This is a genomic window from Spirochaetota bacterium, assembly GCA_004297825.1.
Taxonomy (GTDB): Bacteria; Spirochaetota; UBA4802; order UBA4802; family UBA5368; genus FW300-bin19.
The window spans coordinates 21,711-28,735 of record SCSX01000094.1 but is presented as its reverse complement, the minus strand read 5'-3'; the positions used below and the strand labels follow the sequence as shown (position 1 = coordinate 28,735).

Sequence of the window (7,025 nt, the reverse complement as noted above, 5' to 3'; positions counted from 1 at the left end):
TAGGATCCGTTCGGATTCGCAAGCTCGACCCATGCTGGTGTCGCCGATCCGTCCGATACCCAGTATCCGGCCACAGAAACACTCGATGAGTTAATGCAATACCCGCCCGCATATACGGTGCCGCCGTCGATCGTTATGGATTGCACGCCTGCGTCTTTATTTGAAGCAAGCTTGGCCAGCTCCACCCATGTGGGAGTCTTTGATCCGTTTAACACCCAGTATCCGCTCATCCATTTAGAGGTAGTACTATTAAAGCAACTTCCGCCTATATAAACAGTGCTCGCACTTACGGCTATGCTTGACGCAGAACTTTGCGTTTCATAAGTCAGGCTGCCCGTGCTATAGGCATTTTGAAGCAATATCCATGTTCCGTCTTTCCAGTATCCTCCAAAATTGTAATAGTTCTCATCCATTACGTCGCCTGCTATATAAACGCTTTTGCCGCCGCCGTCGCCGCCGCCGTTGTCGCATGCACCCAGGCTACAAACAATGACTGCCAATAAAATATAAACAAGTCTCTTCATAACCGCCTCCTTGACAACGCTCGCCGTGTCGGTAATATGGGGAGAAGATAACCGCTGTTCATTATGCATGTCGCCCCGGTTTATAAATCCGAACGCGCTTTTTTGTTTCTTTCTTTGAATTCCATGAGGTCATTACGCGAAGGCGCGAAAATGTTTTCGCGCCTTCGCGCGCGCCGCTTCGTTCAGGCCGCAGTTCCCGAGCTACTTGCGCGTGAACACGTACGCCGCGCCGGCAACGCTCGCCGTATTGTCGGAACCGGCTATCCCGTCGTCGTTCGTAACGACCGTCTGGCCGCTGTCCTCGCCGAACGATCCCGCGACAACGGTTTCGCCGCGTATCGCGACGAAGGTGCCGAAGCAATCGGAGGCTTCACCGTTGGAGGCCTTTATGTAGGCGTCCTGTATCCAGTTTCCGGAACCGTCTCTTTCAAACGCGAACACCGCCCCCGCATAGACGGCTGTGGTATCGGCGCTCGCGGTCTCGTCGTCGTTGGTAATGCCGGTCTGGTTGCTGTATTCATACACCGCACCAACGATTATTACATCGCCGCTTACCGCAACCGACCAACCGAAATTCACGTCTTTACCCGACTCCGCGATTGTATTCGATGCCTTGAGATAGGCGTCCTGTATCCAGTTCCCTGAGCCGTCTGTCTTGAATACATAGGCGGCCCCCATGTTCAGCGAGGCATTGTCCTCGCTCGCACTTCCGTCGTCATTGGTGACTGTATCCTGACTGCTGGATTCCGCATTGGCGCCCACTACAATGATGCCGCCGCTTATCGCGACTGAAAAGCCGAATCCGTCGTTCGATCCCGCGTTCGACGCCTTGAGATAGGCATCCTGGATCCAGGCGCCGGAGCCGTCCTTTTTAAACACGTATGCAGCGCCCGATGAATAGGCCGAATTATCGGCGCTTGCGATTCCGTCGGTGTTGATGATTCCCGTCTGGGCGCTCGCCTCTTTATCCGCACCCACGACGATTACACCGCCGCTCATCGCGACGGAGATTCCAAATTGATCGTTCGCACCGGCGTTCGACGCCTTGAGGCACGCATCCTGCACCCAATTGCCGGAACCGTCCTTGCTGAACACGTATGCGGCTCCCGAGCCGGATTCGCCGTATGAGCCCACGACAATCGTATCGTCCTCCGCCGCGACCGCACTTCCGAAGTAATTGTTCGTTGCGGCGTTCGACGCCTTGAGATAGGCGTCCTGCACCCAGTCGCCGGAGCCGTCCTTCCTGAACACATATACCGCCCCCGCTCCGGTGAGAGTATTATCGGCGCTCGCCGTCCCGTCGTCGTTAGTCACGGACTTCTGTCCGCTGGATTCGCACGCGGCGCCCACTACGATGATATCGCCGTAGACGGCCACGGCTATGCCGAACTGGTCGCCCGCCCCGGCGTTCGACGCCTTGAGATACGCATCCTGACTCCAGTTGCCGGACGCGTCCCTTGTGAACACATACGCCGCGCCCGCCTGCGATGCGGAGTTGTCGTCGCTGGCGGTGCCGTCATCATTGGTAACGCTCGTCTGGCCGCTGCTCTCGTAGGGAGCGCCAATCACGATGGTATCGCCGTCCACTGCAACGGCGTTACCAAAAACGTCGATGGCGCCTGCGTTCGACGCCTTGAGATAGGCGTCCTGCACCCAGTTCTCGGGTGCATCGCCCGAATCATGCAGACCTCCTCCGCCGCCGCCTCCGCCGCCGCAGGATGTAAAAAATACCGTTGCTGTTACTAATACTACTGAAAAGACCGATTTTCCAATCATGCTCCACCTCTTTATTCTGGGGTAACCAAATACCTGCCATCTCATGTCCGTCGCCCAGGTTAATAAATCGTGATCCATTTCCCGGTTAATAATCGCTACGATGGACTGATCGGATTACGTTGATATTTTTATATGCTTGTTGGGGAAAATCTTTCTCGCCGATATTTACACGATTTCCTCCAAGACTCCTCCGAACACCAGTTCAATCGAAAATAAAACCGTTTCGTGAGTTTGGAATTATAAATAATACGCATATGCTTAATATGACGTCACCCTGGTGCCGAACTCCGCAATATTCGATGCGTTCCCGCCGCCTCCGACCGTTACAGAAAATGCTCCGCCGGCGAAGAGGTTTCCATAGCCGTCGACGGTGAGGGCGCAAACCTCCCCTTCGCTGTTTAAATCGGACCCCAGCGCCGTCCATGAGCTGCCGTCCCATTTCGCGATTCCGTTTGCCGCCGTGCCTCCTGCGGTGGTAAAACTCCCGCCTGCGTAAAGGTTGCCGGAGCCGTCAACCGCGAGGGCATTTACCCAGTAGTCATTTGTCCCATACATTCCAGAGCCGAGAGCGGACCATGAGCTCCCGTCCCATTTCGCGATACAGCTTGCCGCCGTGCCGCCTGCTGAAATAAAATACCCGCCTGCGTAGAGGTTGCCGGAGCTGTCAGCCGCAAGGGCATAGACCTCATCATCCATCCCTGAACCCAGCGCAGACCATGTGCTCCCGTTCCATTTCGCAATATGGTTTGCCGTAGTACCCCCTGCGGTAGGAAAAGACCCGCCTGCGTAGAGATTGCCTGAGCCGTCCACCGCAAGGGCAAATACATTTGCCGGCCCGGATGCATTGCTTATGCCGGAACCGAGAGCGGACCATGAGCTGCCGTCCCATTTCGCGATACAACTTGCCGTCGAGCCTCCTGCCGTAGTAAAACTTCCGCCTGCATAGAGGTTGTCGGAGCCGTCAACCGCAAGGGCGTATACAGCCGCACCCATCCCTGTACCGAGAGCGGACCATGAGCTCCCGTCCCATTTCGCGATACGGTTTGCAGTTGCGCCGCCTGCTGTCGTAAAAGATCCGCCCGCGTAGAGGTTGCCGGAGCCGTCAACCTCAAGGGCGTATACAGCCGCACCCATCCCTGTACCGAGAGCGGACCATGAGGTCCCGTCCCATTTCGCTATATAGTTTAGAGTCGAGCCCCCGGCTATAGTAAAATATCCCCCCACATAAAGATTGCAAGAGCCGTCAACCGCAAGGGCTTTGACGGTGTTATTAGCGGAACCAAAGACCGACCATGTGAACCATTTTGCATACAAGGATACGTCGGCGGAGCCCATGGTAAATGTTTGTCCGGGGATATACGTGGTTCCTTTCCCGTCGGCCTGCGTGTCCCAGCCGATAAAAGTAATACCGGGAATTACCAGATTTCCGGAATAGCCCAGCACGGTGACGGTATCCCCGTTATTATACGCATTCGCATCAATCGGGACTTCTCCACCGGTATTATTGTTTCCATAGTAGGTTACGGTATAACCGAGGCCCACGGATTTCATGGTAATCGAAACGGTAACCTCTTCTCCCGCTCTCAGGTCACATTTTGCAGACCCGCGGTAATTTCCCTCGGCTCTTTTTGCCGTTAACTCGAAAAGGCGGGTGGAACCGGCAGGCACTTCCAGTGTAATTGTCTCTGTATCACCTGGATATACTTCATTCATGGTGCCCATACCCGGTCCGCTTACCTTAAGATCGTAGCTGGTGATTCCCGTAGGAGGCTCACCGCCTTCCCCTGTGGTTTGTGCTTCTGCCATGCTTTCGAATAAAGCCAGAAAGCGATCGAAGATAAGGTTCCCGGGCGTGCATGACGCCTGTTTGTTGCTGCCGGTATTTATATGAACAATCGAGGAGTTGCCTGCACGAGAGCAATTGAGTGCGGTTGAAAAGATTATCAATACAAAAACAGATAGTCGAATAATAGTACTATTTTTCATATATCTTCCCTGGAATGGCGCTAAAGACGACCATATCTGGATATCCTTTTGGAAGAATAGTAGTCCCGGGACTTCATGACTGTCGCCCCGATTTATAAATCCGAACGCTCTTTTCGATTTCTTTCTTTGAATTCCGTGGGGGTTATGCCTTCCGTTTTGAGAAAGGCGTTATTGAAAACGGTTTTAGAGTTAAAGCCGCACCGGTAGGCCGCTCGCATGATGCTGATGTTCTCATCTTCCATGAGGAGTTTTTTTGCGGCGTGTATCCTGTAGGTATTTACAAACGAGCGGAAATTCGTGGAGAGCCTGCCGTTCAGTATCTCCGAAAGCTGATGAGGCGTGATGCCCAGCCTGGAGCTCAATCCTTGCAGGGACAGGCCCTCGTCCAGGTAAATTTTTTCGAGCTCCATGAGCTCTTTCAGGCGTTCGATCACCGCCCCCGTATCGATGCCTCCGAGCATCGATTTCGCATATCGCGTCTCGCTTGCGTCCTTCTGCATTTCTAGAAAAAATTCGACGTGTTTTTTTTCAAGATAATAAGAAAGAATCAGCAGGGTGGTTATGAGTAGAATCGTCCATCGAAGCATAAGGCTTTTGTCCGAGAGTATCGCGATATAAATGATGAATAGAAGGGATATCCATAAAACGTTGTAGCTCACGAAATACTTCTTCTGCATCAACAGCCGGATGCCTCTTTTTGAAAGCGTCCTGTAGCCGTGAACGACTCCGAGGACAAGACACGCTATGAAATACGGCCCCGCGGAGTACATTATGAAGAGATAGGTTCCGCGCGTCGCCCCCTTCTGAATATTGTCGAATCCCACGGACGCGAGCTTTGCGTCCGGGCTTTGTATGAAAAAGGGGATGAAATATGCCACGGCCAGGACTCCCGGAACCAGGAGGAGCGCGGCAAGGCGGTCAAAACGCATTTTTCCTTCTATCATTAACCTGAAGCGAAAATACACCAGCGGGCCCAGAAAAAGCTCGAAGGGCTGGTTGAGATACAGGAGGTGGGGATAATATCGATAAAAGAAGGTTTCCTCGGAGAGAATAAAAAGAGAGTCCGCTCCCCAAAGAAACAACAGGGCAAAAATGATTATCATTTCCGTCCTGTTTGTTTTTTCCACGAAAATTCCAGAAGCGATCGTCATAAGCGAACAACCGGTTGCGAAAATCAATGTATTGAGAACGTCTTCCATGGTTCACGCTCGCGGTTTTTTGCGCTGTTTTATGAATTCAGTGGGTGTCATTCCTTCACGCGTTAAAAACGCATTATTAAAGGCGTTTTTCGATTTGAATCCGCATTGATAGGCTATGTGGATGACGCCGGTATTCTCGTTTTCCAGGAGCATCTTTTTCGCGGCATCTATCCTGTAGGCGTTTAGGAACGTGCGAAAATTAGCATGCAGCATGCCGTTTAAAATCTCCGAAAGCTGGTGCGGCGTTATGCCGAGCCTTGAGCTCAGGGCCCGCAGCGACAGGTCCTCGTCAAGATACAATTGCTCACGCTCCATGAGCTCCTTTGCGCGCTCCACGACCGCGCCGGTATTGACGCCCCCGAGCATGGACCGCTTATACCTGGTCTCGGTCGAATCCTCCTGAATCAAAAGGAACAACCGCGCATATTTTTTTTCGACGAAATAAAACAGGACGATCATGTAGTTGGTGATGATTACCATCACCCGCATCAATACGCCTTGTCCCGCGAAAGATATGATATACCCCGTTACCGCGATGACGATCCATAGAAGATTATACGCCACCAGGACCTTTTTCTGCATCACCATCCGGATCCCTTCCGCCGAAAGCATCCTGGATCCATGTACGATGAAGAGGACGAGGCAGAATACGAACCAGGGCGTTTGACCGTGCATGATCGCGAGGTATATGCCGCGCACGATACCATCCTGTATGTTTTGAAACCCGGCGCAGGCGAGCTTCTCCTCTCCACTCAGCGTAAAATAGGGGATAAAGTATATGACCGCAAGAACACACGGCAGGAAAAGGAGCACGGTGAGAAGGTTGAATTTCATCTTGCCTTCCACCAGTATTCTGAAACGATAATAAATCAGGGGGCCCATGAAAAGCTCAAAAGGCTCGTTGACATGGAGGAATTGCGGATAGCGCCCGGAAAAACCCAGTTCATCCGACAGTATAAACAGCGTGAAGATCGCCCACAACAGGCAAAAGGTAAACACCATTGCCATGTCAGCTTTTTTTCTTTTTTCAGAGAAATAGGCGAACGCGATCGTAACGAGCGAACAGATGCTTGCGAACGCAAATAAATTCAGAATATTGTTCAAGGCCTGATCCTGCCGTGTTCAATGCGCCGTTATGTGAAATGTCTTTCCGGTGAACAAGTGTTAAACATTCGATTTGACAATCATATATATTCATCATAGGTATCGTCGATTTGTCAATGTCTATTGATTAACCCACTCCCATAATAACCATGTCGTTGTTCCCTCCTTTCGATCATTCCCTGTTCCCCGGTTTTCCTAAAAGTGGAACAAGCTTTTCGAGCAATCCTTTTTCCACGTCACTTTTAAGGGGGAACCGCGAGATAAAAAGATAAGGGGCAGGTGTAATTTTAACTTAGTCATTTCGACCGCAGGGAAAAAGCTTTTCAGTGTGGATGCTGTTAAGATTTCTTACCCCACACGACGGGGTTCGAAATGACAGAGGCAAAACAGACCAATCCGTTTGTCTTCATCTCCTCCATCTCTTCAATCCCCTTCT

General features: G+C 51.8%; 5 protein-coding genes. All 5 read right to left on the bottom strand.

Features of this window, described 5'->3' with window-relative positions:
- On the bottom strand, window positions 1-524 hold a 524-nt coding region (locus EPN93_21535; protein TAL29481.1), incomplete at its 3' end, for a hypothetical protein.
- A 201-nt stretch (window positions 525-725) separates the two neighbouring features.
- Complete coding sequence (locus EPN93_21530) at window positions 726-2,378, bottom strand: hypothetical protein (GenBank protein ID TAL29480.1); 1,653 nt, start codon at window positions 2,376-2,378, stop codon at window positions 726-728.
- A gap of 180 nt (window positions 2,379-2,558) precedes the next feature.
- On the bottom strand, window positions 2,559-4,286 hold the full coding sequence (locus EPN93_21525; protein TAL29479.1) for a hypothetical protein: 1,728 nt from the start codon (window positions 4,284-4,286) through the stop codon (window positions 2,559-2,561).
- A 92-nt stretch (window positions 4,287-4,378) separates the two neighbouring features.
- Window positions 4,379-5,485, bottom strand: a complete 1,107-nt coding sequence (locus tag EPN93_21520) for an AraC family transcriptional regulator (protein ID TAL29478.1) — start codon at window positions 5,483-5,485, stop codon at window positions 4,379-4,381.
- Between the two features lie 3 nt (window positions 5,486-5,488).
- Window positions 5,489-6,589 (bottom strand): AraC family transcriptional regulator, encoded by a 1,101-nt coding sequence (locus EPN93_21515; GenBank protein TAL29477.1) that lies wholly within the window; start codon window positions 6,587-6,589, stop codon window positions 5,489-5,491.
- Window positions 6,590-7,025 lie beyond the last annotated feature (436 nt).